The organism is Microcoleus sp. D3_18_C2, from assembly GCF_036702395.1.
Taxonomy (GTDB): Bacteria; Cyanobacteriota; Cyanobacteriia; order Cyanobacteriales; family Microcoleaceae; genus Microcoleus.
Window position 1 is genome coordinate 1 of the sequence record NZ_JAUBTG010000081.1, and the last position, 18,844, is coordinate 18,844.

Genomic DNA, 18,844 nt, shown 5'->3' on the forward strand with positions numbered 1-18,844 from the left:
ATGTTTTGTAGTTACTCAATAATTCTTCTCCAATATACCAGATTATGTTAACATGAAATTTAGATGCGTTCGCCCTGTGGTGGCAGCGAATTGTCGGCATTCCAATCTTTTGGGTCAACAATATCTGTGGGTTCTATTCCTAATGCTTTAGCGATGTTGGTAACTGACCATCTTTCTACGCCATTGGGGCAGTCTTTTGTACCGAGTAAGCGCTTAATCGTGTCGGTGGAAACTTTGGCGAGTTGGGCAAATTTTTCTTGAGTAAAATCTTTTTCTTTAATTTGTTCTCGGAGATACTCTTTTCCCTTTGCACTCGATTGAACTTTATCGGAGTCGCGCATAGTAATTTGTTAGCTATTGTTATTGGTTTTTCAGTTAATTCCATCATCCGGCAGTCCGACAGGGAATGAATTCCCTGTCTCATAGCGAAAGTCCTCTTAAGAGGACTGAAAATTAGTATTTTAGTCGGTTTTAACCGACTTCTGCTATTAGCCAGGGAATTCATTCCCTGGCGGGTTTTGGGAGAGTCCGACAGTCCGACGGGGAATGAATTCCCTGTCTCATAGCGAAAGTCCTCTTAAGAGGACTGAAAATTAGTATTTTAGTCGGTTTTAAGCGACTTCTGCTATTAGCCAGGGAATTCATTCCCTGGCGGATTTCGGGGAAATGAAATAGCATGGGGGCTAGCGGGAGCGAGATTTCATGATTATTCATCCGTAACTCTGATCGCACTCACATTCTATATTTAAATACTTCTCTCTGTCTAGGGCAGATAGTTTGTAATCTCCTGCCCTATCTGCCCCAAAAATGAGGGCATATCGCAAATTAAAACTCGCCCTATCTGCCCTTGAGTCTCGCTGTTTGCTTCGGTAGAGTAATTGTAGAAACAAAAAATTATCACTATTTTGGAGAGAAAACAGTTATGAATTTTAACTTATTCGGCAACTCGCAACCTGATGAAGATTATAGCGAAATTAAGAAAGAAATGCTGCGAGAATCATTGCGGCAAGTTCGCCAAAGCTACAATCTGGCCCTTTTTGTTACCGCCGCATCGGCAATGGTTACTTTCGGAGGGATCGGACTTCTATTTTGTGAGAAAATCTCAGAGGCTACTCTCACTGCTTCGGGCGGATTGTTGACAAGTTTGGGCAGCATTGAGTTTGCCAAGCAAAAGAAGAAGGAATTGCAGCAGATGATGGATGATTTGGAAGACTAACATCGAGTTTTAAATCCCCCACTTCTTTCCTCGTCCCCCGGGCCTGGAAAGCAGCTAAATTGTAGGGACACGGCAGTGCCGTGTCCTGACTTAGATATCCTAGTTTTTAGCCGCCCCAAACCTTCTTCAAAACATCTTGAGGAGAGATGTCTGCCATTTTGCCAGTAGGAGATTTAATGCCCAAAAATCGATCGCTCTTTGGCAACAATTTCGCCGGTTCAGTCGGGCCAAACAAAGCTATTGTATAAGTTTGAACCGCCACAGCTAAGTGCATCGGCGCACTGTCAGTACATATCATCAAATTAGCAGCAGCAATTGTCGCCGCCAACTTGCCGACATCATCCGGCGAGATAACTTTTACATTCGGACATAACTCGACTAACTTTGTCACGAACTCTGCATCTTCTGGGCCTTTCACAACAACAACGGGCAAATTCGGCTGCCGCTGCTGACAATCTTCAATTATTTGCTTCCAGTTGTCTGTAGGGTAAATTTTGTCAATACCTTTAGACACAGCTAATTGACTGGAACCGCCGTGAATTAGAATGTAACCGCTTTCTTTTACGCCCAACCGCTGCTGTTCCGCTTCCGCCCACTGAATGTCCTGTTTTGGTACATTAATTGCGATCGCCGGACAAGGATTTGTAATGTTAAATCCTTGCAGCAAATCGTGGTACATTGAAGCGGCGTACTGTTCAGTTTTTAGCGGTACAGCAGCGGTGAGAAATCGAGCGCCGTTGGTTCCCGAATAGCCAACTCTCTGCGGAATGCCGGTCAGCCACAGCAGCAGCCCTACAGTCCACCGCTGGCCTAGGGAAATTACTGCTTCGTATTCGCGATCGCGAATTACGCCCAGTAAATTGCCCAAATCTGCCATAGCGTTGCGGTCTTTGAAATTGTACGTCAAGACTTCTTTGACGGATTTGCAGACTCGGTAAGCACCCTTTGCCCTCGGTTCCACGATGACATCAATTTGCGCGTCGGGATAGGACTGCTTGAGGTCATCAAGAGTGGGGAAAAATAAAATTTGGTCGCCAATCCCGCCAGGGACAAGTGCTAGTATTCGCATCATAAACGATCGGGCTATTATTGATCGAGGTAGCTCTCAGAGATCGGCTCTCAACTATCAGCTTATAGTATTTCTAGACCTTAAAAGCTACTGGCTGACAGCTAAACAACTGACTCAAAAGTACAGGACGCTCTTATTATATATATCTAGTTGGGTTAAAAACGGTTAGTAAATGCACTTATTAATTCCTGCAGCGGGTTCGGGGCGACGGATGGGCAGTCAGCGGAACAAACTGCTGCTGACTTTGCTCTCTAAACCTTTGCTGAGTTGGACTTTGGCTGCGGCTGAAACTTCGCAGCACATTAGCTGGATTGGCATCATGGGCCAGCCAGACGATTTTCCTGATTTTAAAGCAATTCTGAGCGATTTATCTTTGGTTAAGCCCGTGGAACTGATTCAAGGAGGCGCCACCAGGCAAGAGTCAGTTTACAACGGTTTGCAGGCTTTGCCCCCCAATGCCGATCGAGTGTTGATTCACGACGGCGCGAGGTGTTTGGCAACTGCTGAATTGTTCGATCGATCTGCAGAGGCCCTCTTGACCTGTCCGGGCTTGATTGTCGCCGTCCCGGTCAAGGATACGATTAAGGTCGTAGATAAGCGTCGGATCGTGCGAGACACCCCAGACAGAAGCAATTTGTGGGCAGCCCAGACTCCCCAAGGATTTGAAGTGAAATTGTTAAAGCAGTGTCACGAAGAAGGGCGACACAAAGGTTGGGAAGTTACCGACGATGCGGCTTTGTTTGAAAAATGCGGTTTACCAGTGCAAATTGTGGAGGGAGAAGAGACGAATTTGAAAGTCACAACGCCCGTTGATTTAGCACTAGCGGAATTTATTTTACGGCAAAGATACGGGAAATAGTTTTGAAGTGTGTAAGGCGAAATTGGGAATTGGCAAGGGGAATTGGTAAGCTAACTAAGTCCTCATAAAAACTCAGAATACCCAGATACCCGACTTTTAAAAGAAGTTGGGTATCTAATAACCCTCGCCTTTTAGATTTAATTAAATTGACCTACTTAGTAAGGGCTGGCTGTTGGTCGGACAATAATTTCGCTAACATCAACATCGTCAGGTTGTTCGATCGCAAATACAATCGATCGCGCGATCGCAGCAGCAGGAATAGCTATTTTGCGGAATTCTTGCATTCCCGATCTTGCAGTTTCATCAGTGATGCTCTCGGCTAACTCAGACTCCGTTACTCCAGGAGAAATCACCGTCACCCGAATGTCGCCTCCAATTTCTTGTCTCAAGCCTTCTGAGATGGCTCTAACGGCGAATTTAGTAGCACAGTAAACAGCAGCAGTAGGAGAAACCGCGTGTCCGCCGATCGAGGAAAGATTAATAATCTGACCAGATTTTTGTGCTTTCATGACAGGAAGTGCTGCCGCGATGCCGTACAAAACACCTTTGATATTGACATCAATCATTTTATCCCATTCCTCAACTTTCAGTTGTTCGAGTGCGGATAGAGGCATGATGCCAGCATTGTTAATCAGGACATCTACCCGATCGAACTTGCTCTGGGCAAATTGAACGAGATCCTCCATTTGACTGCGTTGCGTGACATCGAGAGCCTGGTATTCGACTGTTCCACCCTCCGCACGAATGTCCTTGGCGATCGCTTCTAGGCGATCGGTGCGACGTGCACCCAAAACCACTCGCGCGCCGTTTTTAGCAAGCAATTTAGCAGTGGCTTCACCAATTCCGCTACTCGCTCCAGTGATGATAATAACCTTTCCATTTAAGTTTGACATTGATATCTCCTATTTTTGTGATGTTACTGGGAACTTGATATTATTTTCCTGAAACAACTCTTTGAGAGTTCCTGCTGCAATCAAGGCGCGGGGAAAGCCGGAAGTCACTGTGGTAATATAAATAACTTCCATCAGTTCTTCCGGCGTAGCACCGTAATTCAAGGCATATTGAGCGTGAACTTTGAATTGCGGCATTGTGCCTTGTGCCGCAAACCCTGCAAGTGATATAAGCTGGCGGGTTTTATTATCTAGCACCTCACGAGCCCAGATATCGCCTAGGGAGTATTTGAGCGTCATGTCAGCAAGTTCTGGGAAATCTTTTTGAAGCTGAACAAAATGCGGTGGCAAACCTTTTCCACCTGACAAACTATTCAGAACTTTTTCGCCCCGCTCTTGGCGTGTCATTGTTTCAGAAGGTTGTAGAACTGTTTCTGGCGATCGGGTAGGTGAAACCATAAATATTGCTCCCGCTACGGTGAAAGTTAAAAATTGCTTGTTCATGATTTTGCCTCGCTTATAGATTTGCTAATATTTTCCTTGAAGTGAGGTTGATTTTAATTAAAGAAACATATTGCAGTGCAACAGCTTTAGCCCCGATCGCTTCGATCGCAGATACGACATTTTGGGCATCCTCCTCGCTGTTGTGATATGTCACGATGACATCGACTCCTTTTGTGGCAAGGGTCAAAGCGGTATTTTTGCCAAGTCCTCGGCTCGCCCCTGTTACCAATGCGATTTTTGTCTTGTCTTTCGTCATTGCCTTATCCTTTTACTGTTTCATTCAGATGTGTTCATCCTATGAGTAAAAGCATGGGTTTTGAATACACAGACCTCGCAATTTATTGCCTAATCCTCCAAAGCAAGATTTTATGAATGGATAAAGATGTTCTATAATGCTTAAAAGATAATGATTAAATTAGTCGAGAAAACCACATGGCGATTGAAATAATCAACCAAGTAATAAATCAAGATGCGATCGGCAATCAGTGTCAAGAACTGGCGGCCTTGCTAACTCGGCACACCGACGGCAAAGGAAACGGTTTTCATAAAACAGACATAGACAAACTGGAATTTATGCGAGAATCTTCTGTTTCCGCCGCACAGCACGCTGTCTATCAACCTATTCTCGGCATCGTCATTCAGGGCAAAAAAGAAGCCTTGCTGGGTGAGGAAACTTATCGTTATGGCGAGGCTCAATATCTTGCGATCTCAGTTGATTTACCTCTGAGTGGATTTGTTGTAGAGGCCACTCCAGACAAGCCGTATTTAGGATTCAAGCTGAATTTAGACCCACGCCAACTCTGCGATATTATCACTGCCCAAACCAAGCCAAGCGCAAGCAAGAAAGAAAACTCTGTCAGAGGCTTATTCGTCAGCACTGCCGATGCGCCGTTGCTCGATTGCGCCCTCAGACTGACACGACTTTTGGATACGCCGCAGGATATCCCGATGCTGGCACCGATGATTATCCGCGAAATCTATTATCGTCTTTTAATGGGTGAGCAAGGCGAAGCTGTGCGCCAAATCGCAACATCTGGCAGCAATATGCAGCGCATCGCTGAGGTGCTCAAACTGATTAAAACTGATTTTGCAAAACCGATGCGGGTTGAGGATTTGGCAGGACAAGCCAATATGTCTCCTTCATCTTTCCATTACCATTTCAAGGAAGTGACATCGATGAGTCCACTTCAATATCAAAAGCAATTAAGACTATTAGAAGCACGTCGCCTGATGCTTGCCGAAAACTCCGATGCGGCAAATGCTGCCTATCAGGTGGGTTATGAAAGCCCCTCACAGTTCAGCCGCGAATATTCTCGTATGTTTGGTGCGCCGCCGATCCGGGATATTGAGCGTTTGCGTACTGCTTGAGCGTCACTGTTTCGACTATATTGGTTTTGTTCCGTTAATACAAGTGGAGGATGAAAGCAATGGAATATAGCGGTACATGGCGGATCGCAGAGATGGCAATGTGGGATAGTGATTATTTGGACATGGAAGTTGAAGCCTATATCGAGATTGATGAAGCAGGTTCAGGAGAATTTCAATTCGGTTTAGTATCAGGTGAAATTGACGGCGAAGTCGTAAAAGATGGAAAGGATCAGCGATTTGAGTTTACATGGGACGGTAATGACGAGAACGATCCTGCATTTGGTAGCGGTTGGCTAAAATTAAAGGATAAAAACTCCATAGACGGTCGAATAAAATTCCACCAAGGCGACAGTTCTAGTCTTGTTGCAAAGCGCATGAAGTAGGCAATCAGCGATCGTACTATTTTATGCCATTTTTTTAACCGCAGATGAACTCAGATAAAATCCCATCCGCGTTCATCTGCTGATATCTGCGGTAACAAAATCCCAATCTAACCAATAACCAATAACAACTGACTCAGGTTTTTCATGAAGGATTAATCGGAAAATCGCCCTCACTATCAACCTGTGCGGCACTTTTAACTAAATCCAAAAACGCAAACACGGCCGGAATCAACAGCCCATCCCGCAAAACAGCCACCCCGATTACCCTCTCAAAATCCGACGGTAAACTGCAAACTTTCACCGAAGACGGTATCGGTTCCGCAGCCAAACGGGGCAGAATAGCTGCACCCAAACCTTGCATCACCATACTGACAATCGTTGAATCTTCGCTGAGTTCGTAACCGATATTTATGGGAAAATCCGCAGTCGTCAAATACTTGCGAAGCGGTATCGAACAAGCATTTTCTATCGGCTGCAAAATCAGCGGATAATTCGCTAATTCTTCCCACGTAATCTTATCACTTTTACATTGCGCCTTCGGCGGCAGCAAAACCAGATATTTGTCCCGCAAAATTTCTCTAGTTTCAAATTCATCGGAGATGGGAAGGGAAACAAAGCCGATGTCTGCTTTGCCCGATCGCAAAGCTTCTTCCACAGCTTGAGTATAATAAACTTCGGTAATGCTGACCGTAATTTTGGGAAAGCAACTGCGAAATTTAGCAATAATACCCGGTAGGATATGAGTGGCGACACTCCGAAAAGTAACTATCCGTACCTGGCCTCCCTGCAAACCTTTTTCTAAATCCGCTTCTTTGACCATCATTTCTAACGATCGCACGATTTGACGCCCGTGACTCACTACCCTTTGCCCCACCGGCGTCAGTTGAGCACCGTGTCGCCCCCTGTGAAATAGCTGCACTCCCAATTCTGTTTCTAAAAAGGCGATGGCGTGGCTGACTGCTGACTGGGACAGTTCCAATTGCAAAGCCGCCTCGCTAAAATTTTCACACTCTGCTACAGCTATCAAAGCCTGAATTTGAGAGAGTTTCATCCGCCGCGTATTGATTTCATTCATAGCCTTTTGCCCGATCGTCAATCTATCTATTTTATTCATACAATCTATGCAAGCAATGATTTGATTGTCAATAACCAAAGAGTTAAGGTGAATTTATTAGATAAGAGATTGACTTTCACAGGAATTTCACGCCAACAATAGTGGGCTGTAATTGCGCTGAGAATATTACAAATTTAAGCATTTATTGTAATTTTAATTAGTGCAAATCTTGTGGAAAATATAAGTTGAAGGTGTGGGATATGTCTACTTGCAAAAATCCAATCGATACCCCAAGTATCCAAATTTTTTCGATGACCGATCGAGCTAACCCATCCGAAAAACATAAAGGGCTATCTCTCTTTTTAGCAATAAAAAAAATTGGGCAGTTTTTGCTCTACCTCATTTCGAGTGAGGACGAACTGAGAATTTGGCAGACGTGCGATCGCTATGGTAACACTTGGTGGCACGGTTGCGATCGGGCTACAGGTCGCTCTACCTGCGTGGCGACGGATGATGAAATGCGCGCTTGGATCGATCGGCGTTATTGCCAATAGTAGTGTGTGGGTTGCGTGGAAATGAAGTGAAATACAGCCCTCGATTAGCAATTACCCATTAGCAATTACCAAGTAGCAATTACCAAGTAGCAATTACCAATTACCAAGTAGGAGATGCTATGCTTCAAATATCTTCCGAATGTGCAGCGCCAGATCGCATTATTCTGATGGAAAACGAGGTATACAGATTGCCTCAAACTCATCGAGAAATTCAAGTTTTGTCAGGAATTGCTTGGATCACGCTTGACCAACAGGACATCATCTTGCAAAGTTCTGAAAAAGTATCGCTTCCACCCAGCAAAAACTTTGCTGTCATATCCGCTCTCAACAATAAGCCGCTGATTATGGCCGTCTGGCAAGACAAAAACCCAGTCATGGGATTTTAGATTTTAGATTTTAGATTTTGGATTGAAGAATTGGGAATGACTGATTTTGTATGGGTTTGAAGCACGGGTCTACAGTTGCCTTCTTTTTTGAAACTGGTATCAGAACCTAGAGATGGAGAAAAAAATTGGCAGGAACACCCCAAAAAGCTCTATCTTAATAGTTATCACTTAGCTATTGGAGGACTCGATCGGTGCACCGCCGCTCTTACCACTTCAGCTATCTCGCAGCTATAAGTATTGTGTTATCGCCCGCACTCAGCTTGCTGGCAATTTCAGACGCCCGCGCTTATGCCCCAATTATAAATGCGAGGCGCGCCCAAGCGAGCGACCAGGCTCAAGCAACTGACCCCAAAACGCAAGCAGACGAACTCTTTGAAACAGGAGTAAAACAGCACCGCGAGGGTTTGTTTCGAGAAGCAATCGAGACTTTTGAGCAAGTTTTGGCAATCCGCAAGCAACTAGGCGACCAAGCGGGAATCGGAGAAACCCTCAACAATATGGGGGAAGTTTATGGCGAAATGGGTTTGAGGCCCAAAGCTTTGGAAGTTCTGCAGCAAGCTTTAGTCATTCACCGAGAAATCAGCGGAGGGCGTCGTACCGCGCGGACTCTCAATCTCATAGGTTTCGTCAACCGGATTGGGGACAATTTTTCCGAAGCGATGAAACTGCACCAACAAGCTTTGGAACTGGCCAAAACTACCGACGACCAAATTGAAATTGGAGAATCCCTCCACAACATCGCGGCCGTGTACGCAGAACAGGTCAATTACGCCAAGGCGATCGAATTTTACCAGCAAGCGCGAACGATTCGCACGGCCGCCGGCGATAAACGCGATTTAGGCCGTACCCTCAATAATATGGGCGGCGTCTACTACAACATCGGCGACTTTAATAGAGCGATGGAATTTTACCACCAAGCTTTAGCAATTCGCCGGGAAATCGGAGACAGGGCTGGCGTCGGCCGCCTCCTCAACAACATGGCACTTACCTCCCGCAAACTCGGCAAAGATACTCAAGCGCTGATATATTTTCAGCAAGCAATACCGATGTTAGAAGCAATCGGCGACAAGACAAGTATCGGACGCTTGCTCAACAATATGGGCGCAATTCATGAAAGTCTCGGTCAAAATGCTCAAGCTCTCGAATCCTACGAGGAAGCTTTAAAAATTGCTCGTGAGGGCGGTGACAAAGCCGGAGAAACTACAGCGAGGGAGGGCATTAAGCGATTGTCTTCCAGTCAGCTTGTACCGCAATAAGAGTAGTTAGTAAGTCGGGTCGAAGGAAGTAAAACCAGATATTTAAGGAATTGAAAATGATAGATTTTTGAACAATAACTTGCTATGATTGCCTGGATGTAACATTAATCAGCCAGTGCCTCGCAACGATATTGACCGTATCAGAGAGAAAATTCGCCTCCGCCAGTACGATATGTCAGCCCACGCAATGGAAGAAATGGCTGAGGACTTGCTGACTATCCTGGATGTAGAAGAGGCGGTTCTGAGCGGTCAGATTATCCGGGTTGAAAAAGACGACCCCAGAGGTACAAAATATGTAGTAGTGGGGACTGCACTGGATCGACAAACACCTGTTGGAGTGGTTGGACGTTTCGCTAGTAACGGACGTTATCTAATCATCACGGTTTATGAAGTCACTCAACTTAATGGCTAATTGTATGTATAAATACAGATGTGAGTATTGCGAAGGAACCGTTCAACCCCGCACTGTCAAGCGCGAGGCATTCAAACATAAAAATGGATTTGTCATTCTTGAAGATGTGACCATCGGTGTTTGCGATAACTGCGGCAATCGATACTATTCAGCCGATATTCTTCATGCGGTTCATGCCGTTGCAACTGGAGCGAGATTGCCTGAAAGAACCGAACAAATTCCGGTTACTCATTTAGAATCAGCATAACCAGTGGAGCGCTTTAATTTCATTAAAACGCTGTGACGATAAAGAAGACTGTCCGGGCGTGAAGATTGGAAGCGATGGGAGCATCTCACTTATGCAGCCCTCCGCTAGAAATTGGAGCCAGGAGTCAGGAGTCAGGAGTCAGGAGGAAAGAAGAAGGAGGAAGAAGGAAGGAGGAAGAAGGAAGGAGCCATTATAAGTGTTTTTACAAATATGAGATGCTCCCGAAGCGATCGACCGACTTTTGCGACGATTTGACATTCATCTGCAACTCGTTGTATAATTGGTTGCCGAAAATATATAACTCAAAAACCGGAAAAAGGCTTCAGGAGCACTATAATTTGATTAATATCGCGATCGCAAGATAGAAACAGTTTCTGTAGTAATTCGTCTGCCAGAGCGGCCGCACAACCATTAATCTAAGCTATGGATATCCGTACCGAAAAGCCAGAAGATGTAGAAGCTGTTCGCAACATTAACATTGCGGCATTCGGGCGAGAAAATGAGGCTAATCTAGTCGATCGATTGCGGGGAATTGCATCTACATTTTCCTTCGTTGCGGTACAATCCGATCGCATTGTCGGACACATTTTCTTCAGTCCGGTTGTCGTGGAGGGCAAATGTTCTAGCAATTTGTCGATTCAGGGGTTGGCGCCAGTCGCAGTTCTACCCAACTATCAGCGGCAAGGTATCGGAACGCTGCTGATTCGGGAGGGTTTAAAAGAGTGCGGGCGATCGGGATTTCAGGCAGTGGTTGTGCTCGGTCATCCAGATTTTTATCCGCGTTTTGGATTCATTCCTGCTAGTAGAAAGAGCTTAAAATGTGAATATGATGTGCCCGATGAAGCGTTTATGGTGTTGGAGTTAGAACGTGGAGCCTTGCAGGATTGCAGCGGAACGGTGAAGTATCGATCGGAGTTTAGTCTCTGCGAGTGATATCAAATCCGGGTGCATCGGATTGGCTGACGAAGAGCTCGCGAGTCAGAAAAATTCTTAAACGAGCGCCCATATCTGAGTTACCTTGGTAGATCCGTTATCCGTATTTACTTATCTTTACATAGTTGGGGTTTTTTTACCTACCTATTGCAACTTTCTCTGCATCTTTGCTACTTTCTTTTTGACCCATAACGCGCTGCAAAATCGCCTCTACTTTCGCAGAAAATACAGAATTTCCTCTCTGCCTCGGTCGCGGCATCTCAATATAACAGTCCATTGCAATCTGACCATTTTCTATTAAAATAACTCTATCAGCTAATACCACTGCTTCTTCTACGTCATGAGTGATCAGTAGCGCGGTAAATCCTTTTTCTTGCCATAAATTTTCTAACAATTGCTGCATCTCAATGCGAGTCAAAAAATTGCACAATTAAACCTCAGAAGCCTTGATACAAGGTAAACTATTGCTCTATTAGTCACCTTATTTATTTTTCATTCCTAAACGTCGGCAGCATCGACATCGGGCGCACCGGGGACGCTCCTCCAGTCTTTGCCCAGGCTGCTAACGCGCCTCTGCTTTACATTGGTGGTAGCGCCCCCAAAGACCGCAGTTCAGGTATTTTAGTCCCTGCTAATTCGGCCATTCAAACCCTTGGGGATTTGCGGGGTAAGAAAATAGCTTTTACAAAAGGTTCAAGCGCCAATTACCTATTAGCAAAAGCACTGAAATCCGCCGGGATAAAATGGACTGAGATTGAGCCTGCCAACCTGACACCAGCCGATGCCAGATCTGCCTTCCAACAAGGTAACGTAGATGCTTGGGTAATTTGGGACCCGTTTTATGCAGCAGCTCAAGCGCAAGTAGATGTTCGTGTTGTTAAAGATAAGCTGTTCGACATCTAAACTGCATTAACTCGCGTTACCTTTATTTTTTATTTTTCGGTTCCATTTCATAATTAGTCCTCCTTCATTTAACAGTTTATGTAACAGTGCTTCTAGTTTTTCAATGGATTCAAATAATCTATTAGCAACATATTCCTTGGCGGAATGCCATACTAATTCAATTAAGTTATAGTCAGGGCTATACTTTGGCAAAAACTCTATGATTAGATTCGGCATCTCTGACGCTATTTTCTGCAAAGTCTCTGCTTTTTTATGAAAACTAGCGTTGTCCAAAATTATCACAAACTTACAGCCCTTATCTTTAAAGTCTTCTGCTAAATTTCCTTGCAATATCCACTCGGCTTTTAAATCTTCATAAAAAGTTTTCAGCACAGCATAAAAATTAGCAGAATTACCAGATGGAATAAAATCTACCCATCTTTTTTTGTCTGAGTATCTCACTCCACCCATAACATTAATACGACCTTTTCGTCGGTCTCCTCTTTTATTACTTCGAGTCCCCTTTTTACACCAGTTTTTCCTTCTAATTACTCTTAAACTAAATCCACTTTCGTCCCAAAGCCATACCTGCAATAGGTTTGGAGATTTTTTTTCTATTTTTAAATACTCAGCTAATTTATCTTTAAATAAACCCCTTTCTACGGCATCTTGCTTATCCTTCAAGCTGTATTTAGCCCAAAGGTAAACATACTTTTTTGATTTTAAAATTCTCCTTACTTGGGTACTACTCAGCTCAATTCCCGTCTGCTCTCCTAGATATATTGCAAGTCTAGCTGTTGTCCATCTTCCGAACTCATAACCATATTTTTCAGGGTCTACTTCAACTGTTTCTAAAAGTAAATTAATGTATTTCTCTGTAGCTTTTCGGTAATTACCCTTCATCCTGTTATCTTTAAAACTGTCTAAATTTTCAGGATCACCATGAACGCTCCAATAGGCAACTTTTCTGAGAGAACATCCAATTATTTCAGCAGTTTGAGCTTGTGTATTTCCGTTATTTAGTAATAAAAATATTAACGCTCTTTGTCGAATATCTGGATGCTCATGGTCTTTTAATGCTTGTTGCAGAGTTTCCTTTGTTTCTGAACTGAGGAAGTTTTTAGTAGGCATTGAATTTCTCGGTAAATTATCATATTATACCATACAATATGCGTTTTAGATGCTGAACAGCTTAGTAAAGGACTAGCAGCTAACCGAGATTTTTACTTAGCTAATAAGTCATTTGCTCAGCCAAATCTCAAAATCATTGAGGCAATTAGAGAAGAAACTCAAGCAGTAGCGACTTGGGCAGATGCGAATCCTGAAGAAGTAGCCAAGATTCTCGCACCCATTCTGAAAATTGATGTTTCTATCTTAGATGTAGTAACTCGACGGCGGAGTTATGGATTTGAACCGATCCAAGCTGATATGGTTGCCGAGCAACAGGAAATTGCGGATACTTTTTTTGAACTTGGCTTAATTCCCAAGCAGCTCAAAGTTGAAGAAGTAGTTTGGAAACCAGGTAATTAAAAATCCCCACTCTGAAGACGCAGGGATGGATGTTATGTAATTTTTCTAGTAAGTAGGGGTAGCGCCCCCGTCATTGGTGCCAACTTAAGGACTGTACGAGGCGTGCGATCGCTATTTTTTGACAGAGCGATCGCTCCCCCTGAGCGCTCACACCGACTGGGAGCCACGCAAGATTAAGCATAGAGCGCGCTCGTGCCTGTTAACATTACCAGTAATACCGCTTACGCGAAGGAAATCTGGGGGTTGACTGTTTAAGTTGACACCAATGGGTATAAAATAGATCATCACTACCTAAGCTAATTGCAAATATGTTGCTAGCTGCTGTCTTACACCCTGATGTAGTAGATTTCCTCCGTACAGAATTGGATAGTAACCTGAAGGCAAGGGTATGGGAGTGCATCGAAAAGCTGAGGCAGCAGCAATTTGATGGTGGCTTGCGGGTCAAAAAACTGAAAGGCATAGCCAAGAGAGTTTGGGAAGCCAGGATTACTCAGGCTAGCCGTCTAATTTTTACTTACAACAAATCGAGGCAACCTGACACGGGAGAGCGACAAACCTATATCGCCATTCAGGATATTTGTTTAGATCATGATGATGTATCCCGACGGGCTAAAGCTAGAAATCAAACTCCTGATGCCCAATGGCTTGATGCTGAGGTGGTAGAAGCGATCGGGAATATCTTGGACGAGCGGCCAGTTCTCACCCCAGCCGAACAGTCTGCTCTGGATGCAGCACAAATAGAAGAATTACAGCTTGTTCCTAGCTTCACCGATGAACTTTTAGGCAATGTTCAATGGCGAATAATTGATTCAGAATTAGAATGGCAACGGGCAATTATTCAGCAAGATGCTGATTTACCACTCAAACTCACGCCAGAAGAATATGAACTGGTGAAACTCTACGGAAACCTATTGCTATCTGGCAGTGCGGGCACTGGTAAAACTACAGTAGGACTGTATCGCTTACTCAAAAGTTTAGAGACTTTACCAGATGGAAAACGCCTCTATGTCGCTTACAACCCGATTTTAGTTAAAGAAGCACAGAAACAATTTAAGCGTCTGGTTAGTGGGAGCAGTTCTGAAATTGAGTCTGTTTTCCATTTTAAAACTATTCGAGATTTGTGTCTAGAGAGTCTGTCACAATCTGGGCAATTTTATATCCCTGAAGATGAGGTGACATACCAAATTTTTGAGCAACTTTACCGCCGTCAATCTTACCAACCTTATTCACCTGCCTTAGTTTGGGATGAAATCCGCAGTATCATTAAAGGGGCACATCTAGAGACAAGTTACTATCAGTTTTCTCAGAAACAGTACGAGCAGTTGGGTAAGAAACGCTCATCGGTAATTCCTCAAAACAATCGCCATAAAGTCTATAAGGTGGCAGAGTGGTATCAAGGTTTGTTAAAAAAAGAAGGGCGTTTTGATGAGATAGATTTAGCGCGAAAAGTTTTACAAACCATCTGGCAAGGAAAAGGCGAACGCTATCAATTAATTGTCTGTGATGAGGTACAGGACTTTACCGAATTACAGTTAGAACTGTTGGTAAGGCTTGTTGCTCCTGGGGGTCATCTCTTCTTTGCTGGGGATTTACACCAGATGATTAGCCCCAGTGGGTTCCGTTGGGAAGATTTAAAAACCAAGTTTTTTAAAGGTCAGCGTCAAGCGATTCAGAAAACATTAAACTTTAATTTCCGCAGCGTTGGTTCATTGGTAAATTTAGCCAATCAAATTCTGAAATTGCGCTACCGCCTGTTGCGAGAACGGATAGGTGATATAGGGCAACCAACTAGCAGTTATGGTGAGTGTGCTAGATTAATTGCTGCACCTTTAGAAACTCTACAACCAAGTTTAGGGCAGCTAAATCCAGATGATGCCATCCTTGTCAGAACTGAGGCGGATAAACAAAGACTTTCTGAACAATTCCAATCTAGCTTTGTATTTACGATTGAGGAAGCTAAAGGGTTAGAATTTGATACAGTGTTCTTAGTAGAGTTTTTCAAGCCGCGCCAATCTTTATGGAGTAGAGTATTGGGGAGCAAGCGATCGCTCAATGAAACTGAGCAGCCAGAATTGCGGCTGGAATTAAACTTACTTTATGTTGCAGTTACTCGCGCTCGTCGAATTTTGAATATTTGGGAAACTCAACTTTCGGCTGTTTGGAGTCAAGAAGAATTGGTAAGTTTTTTGCAACCGATAAATTCTGAATCAGTCAGAGAAAATCGAGTTGAGCCTACTGAGGAAATGTGGCGCGATCGTGGGTGTTACTATCTGGAGAGTGGATTTTACCGTCAGGCGAGCGAGTGTTTCGACAAATCAGGAGATATTGAATTACAGCGACAAACTAGGGCTAAACTCCTGTTACAGGAGGGTAAGTACAGTGAAGCAGCCCAGATTCTTGTTGAATTGCAAGACTGGCAACAAGCGGCTCAACTTTTCGAGAAAATTGATCAGTGGCAAGAAGCAGCTAACGGTTGGGAAAAGGCTGGTAATTCTGAGAGGCAAAAAATCTGTGAGGCTAAAGCGTTTGAAACCACTAAAGTGTGGGAAGATGCAGCGCAGCTATGGGACAATATGGGCCGATTTGAAGATGCTAAACGTTGTTGGTTAAAGAGTGGTAATGAACAGAAGAAAGCAGAAATTCGGGCAGTTGAGTTTGAACAGAAAAAGCAATGGCTCAAGGCAGCAGAGCACTATAAGTTAGCACAAATGACACATAAATCTGCTGAATGTAGAGCAAAAGAATTTGAAAAAAGGAAGTATTGGGAGCAAGCGGCTGAGCAATATGAGTTAGCAGGAATTTCAGAGAAAGCTGAGGAGTGCAGAAACAGAATTATACCTCACAGCTTTAATGATGTTGATGCCAACATAAACCTAGAGTCTGATGAACCAACAGCAGAGTTAGCAGGAATTTACATAAACCAAAATTCTAGTGATACTGAAACCACTCTCAATAAATTGCTGCTTCTCAACACAGAGGAAGCATTCAAATGGATGGGAAAAAGTCTGGAATATCGGCATACAATCGCATCTTTTGCTAACGATATTAACCATTGGGATTATTACAACGGAGTCCAAAGTCGAGTATCCCAGGCAGTAGATTACAAACGAAGCAACAATTTTGATGCTGCTTTTGCTATTTACAGTGAACTTTTCCAAGAGATGCCAACTTGGTGTCCGCTTTATAGCAGTGTATATAAGGTACTTGCCTCTGCTGGACGACTAGATGAAGCTGAACGTGCCATGCAGCTTCATTCTTTACTAATCTCCTTTGACTACGGCCTCCGTAAATCTGCAATAGCTGAAGATAATTCCTTCGATCTAAACGCAGCATTGGCTCAAAATGGAAAATTTGGAGTTTTGGCATTCTGGCCCTTTCAAGATCCGACGCTATTATTGCACCTTGGGGCTGTAACTATGCTCAAGCAAGGAAGAATGAGCAAAGTTGCTGCTAAGGGTTATCTTAATTCAATTAAAGGACAAGGTTCTGTAGCAGGTTGCCCACCAGATGGAGTGTTACAGGATGAAGGGCGGCGTGTTATTATGGGTTTACCCTGGAAGGCGCTCGCCAATACTGAAACTTCAGGTGGTTTTATTTCACAGCTACTTGATAAGATTGGGCAAGACTGCCCATAAATAAATTCCTAAAAAATTACCTCAAAAGGAGATTTGACCGATGGGAAAAGCAAAGCGCCGGAAAAAACTAGACCCTAATTATGGTAAAGGTAATACCAAGAAAGGATTTGGGAGTTCTCCCAAATCGAACATGGTAGAAGAATTATACCAGCACTTATATGAAATAGGGATTATTGAAAAAGGGTCAAATGGAGAACACAAAGAACACAAAGCCACAAAAGCTTTAATAGAAGGTCGCATTCCTGGGTGGCAATATGATCTTCAAAAGAAGATAGCCTACAGGATAAATCAGGAAAACACAGGTCTAACAATAAAATTAGATTTTGTACCAAGCGATTCAGAAGGGGAAAATCCTGACCGCCAGAGTATCATTGATGATTTGCAGCGAAAAGCAATGCTTTATTTAGAGCAAGGAAATATGCCATATTTTAAACAAACAGTGGCGCAATTAAAACAACTTTATCCTAACAAGATAGAATCTGAATTTTATATTAACCAAGGTGCTGGTACTGGTAACTACGAAGCAGCCATGAAAAACTTTGATATGGCACTTTGGTGCAATCCTTACCATGCTCTTGCCTACTACAACCGGGGTGTTCTATATTCCCGACGGCAAGATTACCAAAGAGCAATTGAAGACTTTACCCTTTCTATCAAGTTAGACCCAAGCGATTCAGATGCCTATACTGAACGGGGCCTAGTCTATATAGCTATTGGAGAAAATCAATCAGCTCTTCAAGACTTTGAGCGAGCGATACAAATTAATCCTAATCATGCCGAGGCTTACCTCAACAAAGGAGTTGCTTACGGCAAAATGGGTAATCATCTAGGTGCTCTTGTTGCCTACAGTAAGGTAATTATGATTAATAGCCGTGATGCTGATGCCTACTATAACCGAGGTCGTACTTATCGTATCCTTGGAGCTTTTCAGGAAGCACTCAACGATCTTAAGAAAGCAGCAGAGCTTTATAAGCAAAATGGCAAGATGGCGGACTATCAAGATGCACTAAATATAATTAGGAAAATGCAGCAGTAACAATTGAGGGTGTCATCTAGCGGGATTTAAACAAACTTCCTCTAATTTAACTGCTAGGGGAAAAGCCGTTAGGCTAGTCCAGCCTTAACTTAACGGTAGTATACCTGATTTTTATCTTACAGCAAGGCACACTCAAGATCAATGGTTAAAAGACCAACTGGACTGTTGGTGGTGCTATAGGCAACTCCCTTGCCTATATCGCGATCGCGCTCAATCAGCTTGATTAGCAAGGGGCGGTTAGCTGTTTTTAACAGGTGAGTCGCTACTAGAGAACCACTAAAGCCAGCACCGAACCTCGCGATCGTTGTTGGAGTATTACAGACAATATACGCTAATTTGAGCGATTTACCGTGTTTTAATATTTTGGGGTACGATCGCGCATAATAATGATGCGGTAATGGTTTGTCATGCTCTCAATTGACCAGTAGTATGCTATTATGGCGTTGCTGATTTACGGTAGGAAAGGCTAAATATGCAAGTCCTAGAAACCACTATCCACAAAGCTTCTGGATTTTTAATTGATTTTTTTCATGCCCTGATTAAGCAACGCCCCCATTAAGTAGGTCGGTATAAAAAAACAAAGGTAAGTAAAGAAATGTTAACAACTAGAATTGGAACTGAATTTAAAGC

At 43.5% G+C, this 18,844-nt stretch carries 21 protein-coding genes and 1 pseudogene; 13 read left to right on the forward strand and 9 right to left on the reverse strand.

Annotation, left to right across the window (positions count from 1 at the left end; genetic code table 11):
- Positions 1 to 59: 59 nt before the first annotated feature.
- On the reverse strand, positions 60 to 341 hold the full coding sequence (locus tag QUA88_RS27285) for a helix-turn-helix transcriptional regulator (RefSeq protein ID WP_333274869.1): 282 nt from the start codon (positions 339 to 341) through the stop codon (positions 60 to 62).
- 581 nt (positions 342 to 922) lie between these two features.
- On the opposite strand from QUA88_RS27285, the gene QUA88_RS27290 reads away from it, so the two are divergent.
- Entirely contained in the window at positions 923 to 1,216 is a 294-nt protein-coding gene (locus QUA88_RS27290) for a TRADD-N-associated membrane domain-containing protein (protein WP_333142214.1), read from the forward strand.
- 106 nt (positions 1,217 to 1,322) lie between these two features.
- Here QUA88_RS27290 and QUA88_RS27295 read toward each other — a convergent pair whose 3' ends face one another.
- Complete coding sequence (locus QUA88_RS27295) at positions 1,323 to 2,285, reverse strand: glycosyltransferase family 9 protein (protein WP_333274889.1); 963 nt, start codon at positions 2,283 to 2,285, stop codon at positions 1,323 to 1,325.
- 172 nt (positions 2,286 to 2,457) lie between these two features.
- On the opposite strand from QUA88_RS27295, the gene ispD reads away from it, so the two are divergent.
- Positions 2,458 to 3,144, forward strand: a complete 687-nt coding sequence (gene ispD / locus QUA88_RS27300; RefSeq protein ID WP_333274872.1) for a 2-C-methyl-D-erythritol 4-phosphate cytidylyltransferase — start codon at positions 2,458 to 2,460, stop codon at positions 3,142 to 3,144.
- A 155-nt stretch (positions 3,145 to 3,299) separates the two neighbouring features.
- Here the strand turns inward: ispD and QUA88_RS27305 are convergent, their stop codons facing one another.
- From QUA88_RS27305 to QUA88_RS27315, 3 genes are read right to left on the reverse strand one after another with little or no spacing between them, the layout of a single operon-like run.
- Positions 3,300 to 4,037 carry an SDR family oxidoreductase gene (locus tag QUA88_RS27305; RefSeq protein WP_333056927.1) on the reverse strand — a complete coding sequence of 246 codons (738 nt, stop codon included), beginning with the start codon at positions 4,035 to 4,037 and terminating at the stop codon, positions 3,300 to 3,302.
- Positions 4,038 to 4,046: 9 nt separating this feature from the next.
- The gene (locus QUA88_RS27310) at positions 4,047 to 4,538 is read right to left on the reverse strand and encodes a carboxymuconolactone decarboxylase family protein (RefSeq protein ID WP_333056926.1); all 492 of its coding nucleotides are present in this window, start codon (positions 4,536 to 4,538) and stop codon (positions 4,047 to 4,049) included.
- A 13-nt stretch (positions 4,539 to 4,551) separates the two neighbouring features.
- On the reverse strand, positions 4,552 to 4,794 hold the full coding sequence (locus QUA88_RS27315) for an SDR family NAD(P)-dependent oxidoreductase (RefSeq protein WP_333056924.1): 243 nt from the start codon (positions 4,792 to 4,794) through the stop codon (positions 4,552 to 4,554).
- Positions 4,795 to 4,970: 176 nt separating this feature from the next.
- Between QUA88_RS27315 and QUA88_RS27320 the strand changes: the two genes are divergently transcribed.
- Both QUA88_RS27320 and QUA88_RS27325 read left to right on the forward strand, forming a co-directional pair.
- Positions 4,971 to 5,906 (forward strand): AraC family transcriptional regulator, encoded by a 936-nt coding sequence (locus QUA88_RS27320; protein ID WP_333056922.1) that lies wholly within the window; start codon positions 4,971 to 4,973, stop codon positions 5,904 to 5,906.
- Between the two features lie 59 nt (positions 5,907 to 5,965).
- Positions 5,966 to 6,289, forward strand: coding sequence for a hypothetical protein (locus tag QUA88_RS27325; protein WP_333211514.1), 324 nt, complete (start codon positions 5,966 to 5,968; stop codon positions 6,287 to 6,289).
- Positions 6,290 to 6,431: 142 nt separating this feature from the next.
- Here QUA88_RS27325 and QUA88_RS27330 read toward each other — a convergent pair whose 3' ends face one another.
- Positions 6,432 to 7,403 (reverse strand): LysR family transcriptional regulator, encoded by a 972-nt coding sequence (locus tag QUA88_RS27330; protein ID WP_333056920.1) that lies wholly within the window; start codon positions 7,401 to 7,403, stop codon positions 6,432 to 6,434.
- A gap of 200 nt (positions 7,404 to 7,603) precedes the next feature.
- Between QUA88_RS27330 and QUA88_RS27335 the strand changes: the two genes are divergently transcribed.
- From QUA88_RS27335 to QUA88_RS27360, 6 genes are all read left to right on the forward strand, one after another.
- A complete protein-coding gene (locus tag QUA88_RS27335) occupies positions 7,604 to 7,897 on the forward strand; it encodes a hypothetical protein (protein WP_333056919.1) in 294 nt (97 codons plus the stop codon).
- Between the two features lie 119 nt (positions 7,898 to 8,016).
- Positions 8,017 to 8,283 carry a hypothetical protein gene (locus QUA88_RS27340; RefSeq protein WP_333056918.1) on the forward strand — a complete coding sequence of 89 codons (267 nt, stop codon included), beginning with the start codon at positions 8,017 to 8,019 and terminating at the stop codon, positions 8,281 to 8,283.
- Between the two features lie 191 nt (positions 8,284 to 8,474).
- Positions 8,475 to 9,539, forward strand: a complete 1,065-nt coding sequence (locus QUA88_RS27345; protein WP_333274878.1) for a tetratricopeptide repeat protein — start codon at positions 8,475 to 8,477, stop codon at positions 9,537 to 9,539.
- A gap of 115 nt (positions 9,540 to 9,654) precedes the next feature.
- Positions 9,655 to 9,951 (forward strand): DUF4258 domain-containing protein, encoded by a 297-nt coding sequence (locus QUA88_RS27350; RefSeq protein WP_333056916.1) that lies wholly within the window; start codon positions 9,655 to 9,657, stop codon positions 9,949 to 9,951.
- Positions 9,952 to 9,955: 4 nt separating this feature from the next.
- Positions 9,956 to 10,198 (forward strand): YgiT-type zinc finger protein, encoded by a 243-nt coding sequence (locus QUA88_RS27355; protein ID WP_333056915.1) that lies wholly within the window; start codon positions 9,956 to 9,958, stop codon positions 10,196 to 10,198.
- Between the two features lie 423 nt (positions 10,199 to 10,621).
- Positions 10,622 to 11,131, forward strand: coding sequence for an N-acetyltransferase (locus tag QUA88_RS27360; RefSeq protein WP_333056914.1), 510 nt, complete (start codon positions 10,622 to 10,624; stop codon positions 11,129 to 11,131).
- Between the two features lie 136 nt (positions 11,132 to 11,267).
- Here QUA88_RS27360 and QUA88_RS27365 read toward each other — a convergent pair whose 3' ends face one another.
- Positions 11,268 to 11,549 carry a hypothetical protein gene (locus QUA88_RS27365; RefSeq protein WP_333056912.1) on the reverse strand — a complete coding sequence of 94 codons (282 nt, stop codon included), beginning with the start codon at positions 11,547 to 11,549 and terminating at the stop codon, positions 11,268 to 11,270.
- A gap of 44 nt (positions 11,550 to 11,593) precedes the next feature.
- On the opposite strand from QUA88_RS27365, the pseudogene QUA88_RS27370 reads away from it, so the two are divergent.
- Positions 11,594 to 12,034: pseudogene (locus QUA88_RS27370) on the forward strand (ABC transporter substrate-binding protein); the annotation flags it as partial.
- A 6-nt stretch (positions 12,035 to 12,040) separates the two neighbouring features.
- On the opposite strand, the gene QUA88_RS27375 reads toward QUA88_RS27370, so the two are convergent.
- The gene (locus QUA88_RS27375; RefSeq protein ID WP_333274883.1) at positions 12,041 to 13,144 is read right to left on the reverse strand and encodes an IS630 family transposase; all 1,104 of its coding nucleotides are present in this window, start codon (positions 13,142 to 13,144) and stop codon (positions 12,041 to 12,043) included.
- A gap of 707 nt (positions 13,145 to 13,851) precedes the next feature.
- Here QUA88_RS27375 and QUA88_RS27380 point away from each other — a divergent pair.
- A complete protein-coding gene (locus QUA88_RS27380) occupies positions 13,852 to 17,178 on the forward strand; it encodes a UvrD-helicase domain-containing protein (protein ID WP_333274886.1) in 3,327 nt (1,108 codons plus the stop codon).
- A gap of 40 nt (positions 17,179 to 17,218) precedes the next feature.
- Positions 17,219 to 18,214 (forward strand): tetratricopeptide repeat protein, encoded by a 996-nt coding sequence (locus QUA88_RS27385; protein ID WP_333056908.1) that lies wholly within the window; start codon positions 17,219 to 17,221, stop codon positions 18,212 to 18,214.
- Between the two features lie 116 nt (positions 18,215 to 18,330).
- Here the strand turns inward: QUA88_RS27385 and QUA88_RS27390 are convergent, their stop codons facing one another.
- Complete coding sequence (locus QUA88_RS27390) at positions 18,331 to 18,576, reverse strand: FAD/NAD(P)-binding protein (RefSeq protein WP_333274892.1); 246 nt, start codon at positions 18,574 to 18,576, stop codon at positions 18,331 to 18,333.
- Between the last annotated feature and the right edge of the window lie 268 nt (positions 18,577 to 18,844).

Excerpts from the sequence above, each read along its gene's own strand:
- QUA88_RS27335 (WP_333056919.1), top strand. The coding sequence starts at position 7,604 with ATGTCTACTTGCAAAAATCCAATCGATACCCCAAGTATCCAAATTTTT.
- QUA88_RS27380 (WP_333274886.1), top strand. The coding sequence starts at position 13,852 with ATGTTGCTAGCTGCTGTCTTACACCCTGATGTAGTAGATTTCCTCCGT.
- QUA88_RS27360 (WP_333056914.1), top strand. The coding sequence starts at position 10,622 with ATGGATATCCGTACCGAAAAGCCAGAAGATGTAGAAGCTGTTCGCAAC.
- QUA88_RS27290 (WP_333142214.1), top strand. The coding sequence starts at position 923 with ATGAATTTTAACTTATTCGGCAACTCGCAACCTGATGAAGATTATAGC.
- QUA88_RS27330 (WP_333056920.1), bottom strand. The coding sequence starts at position 7,403 with ATGAATAAAATAGATAGATTGACGATCGGGCAAAAGGCTATGAATGAA.
- ispD (WP_333274872.1), top strand. The coding sequence starts at position 2,458 with ATGCACTTATTAATTCCTGCAGCGGGTTCGGGGCGACGGATGGGCAGT.
- QUA88_RS27320 (WP_333056922.1), top strand. The coding sequence starts at position 4,971 with ATGGCGATTGAAATAATCAACCAAGTAATAAATCAAGATGCGATCGGC.
- QUA88_RS27295 (WP_333274889.1), bottom strand. The coding sequence starts at position 2,285 with ATGCGAATACTAGCACTTGTCCCTGGCGGGATTGGCGACCAAATTTTA.
- QUA88_RS27325 (WP_333211514.1), top strand. The coding sequence starts at position 5,966 with ATGGAATATAGCGGTACATGGCGGATCGCAGAGATGGCAATGTGGGAT.
- QUA88_RS27315 (WP_333056924.1), bottom strand. The coding sequence starts at position 4,794 with ATGACGAAAGACAAGACAAAAATCGCATTGGTAACAGGGGCGAGCCGA.
- QUA88_RS27305 (WP_333056927.1), bottom strand. The coding sequence starts at position 4,037 with ATGTCAAACTTAAATGGAAAGGTTATTATCATCACTGGAGCGAGTAGC.
- QUA88_RS27355 (WP_333056915.1), top strand. The coding sequence starts at position 9,956 with ATGTATAAATACAGATGTGAGTATTGCGAAGGAACCGTTCAACCCCGC.
- QUA88_RS27310 (WP_333056926.1), bottom strand. The coding sequence starts at position 4,538 with ATGAACAAGCAATTTTTAACTTTCACCGTAGCGGGAGCAATATTTATG.
- QUA88_RS27285 (WP_333274869.1), bottom strand. The coding sequence starts at position 341 with ATGCGCGACTCCGATAAAGTTCAATCGAGTGCAAAGGGAAAAGAGTAT.
- QUA88_RS27375 (WP_333274883.1), bottom strand. The coding sequence starts at position 13,144 with ATGCCTACTAAAAACTTCCTCAGTTCAGAAACAAAGGAAACTCTGCAA.
- QUA88_RS27340 (WP_333056918.1), top strand. The coding sequence starts at position 8,017 with ATGCTTCAAATATCTTCCGAATGTGCAGCGCCAGATCGCATTATTCTG.
- QUA88_RS27385 (WP_333056908.1), top strand. The coding sequence starts at position 17,219 with ATGGGAAAAGCAAAGCGCCGGAAAAAACTAGACCCTAATTATGGTAAA.